This window comes from Acidithiobacillus sp. TH-A36 (assembly GCF_057473445.1).
Window position 1 is genome coordinate 1 of the sequence record NZ_JBYCKP010000034.1, and the last position, 1,090, is coordinate 1,090.

The 1,090-nt window shown below is 53.7% G+C and carries 1 protein-coding gene; it reads left to right on the forward strand.

All coding sequences use genetic code 11. The features are described from left to right. Nucleotides 1–1,090: thiamine pyrophosphate-dependent enzyme (locus tag AC2VLY_RS00865; RefSeq protein ID WP_486921605.1), on the forward strand; the 1,090-nt coding region annotated here is incomplete at both ends.

Genomic DNA, 1,090 nt, shown 5'->3' on the forward strand with positions numbered 1-1,090 from the left:
GGGCAGGTGCGCAAGGCCATGCAGATGATTGCCAGTGCCCAGCGTCCAATGTTTTACACCGGTGGTGGCATTGTGTTGGGTAATGCTTCTGAAGAGCTTCGCAAGCTGGTCCGGAGCCTGAATGTGCCCATTACCCATACCCTGATGGGCCTGGGCGCTTACCCCGCTTCTGACCCCCAGTTTGTGGGGATGTTGGGCATGCATGGCACTTATGAAGCCAACATGGCGGTGCAGCATTGTGATGTGCTGGTGGCGCTGGGCGCACGTTTTGATGACCGGGTTACCGGCAATCTCGCCAAGTTCGCGCCCCATGCCAAAATTGTGCATGTGGATGTGGATCCTTCCTCCATTTCCAAAAATGTCCGGGTGGATGTGCCGATTGTCGGTGATCTCCAGCAGGTCCTGACAGAAATGAATCAGGTGCTTGGTGAACTGGATGCACTGAACGACCCCCATGCCATGCAGGCCTGGTGGGCGCAGATTGCGGAATGGCGCAAGCGCGATTGTCTCCATTACCAGCAGGATGATCAGATCATCAAGCCGCAGTTTGTGGTACAAAAACTGTTTGAACTGACTGGCGGAGATGCCATTGTGACTTCTGATGTGGGACAGCATCAGATGTGGGCTGCCCAGTTTTATGGTTTTGATAAACCCCGTCGCTGGGTGAACAGTGGTGGTTTGGGGACGATGGGTTTTGGCTTGCCTGCAGCCATGGGTGCGCAGGTGGCTGAGCCGGATGCTACGGTGGTCTGTATTACAGGTGATGGCAGTATCCAGATGAATATTCAGGAATTATCTACCTGTCAGCAATACAAGTTGCCCCTCAAGGTGGCCTGCCTGAATAATCATTATCTCGGTATGGTCCGCCAGTGGCAGGAGTTCTTTTATGAAGATCGTTATGCCATGAGCTATGTGGATGCCTTGCCGGATTTCGTGAAACTGGCTGAAGCCTATGGGCATATTGGTTTGCGTGCGGATACTCCCGCTGACGTCGAGCCAGTCATCCGCGAAGCCTTACGCCTCAAGGATCGTATGGTATTCATGGATTTCCGCGTGGATGCCAAGGAGAATGTTTATCCCATGGTGCCTG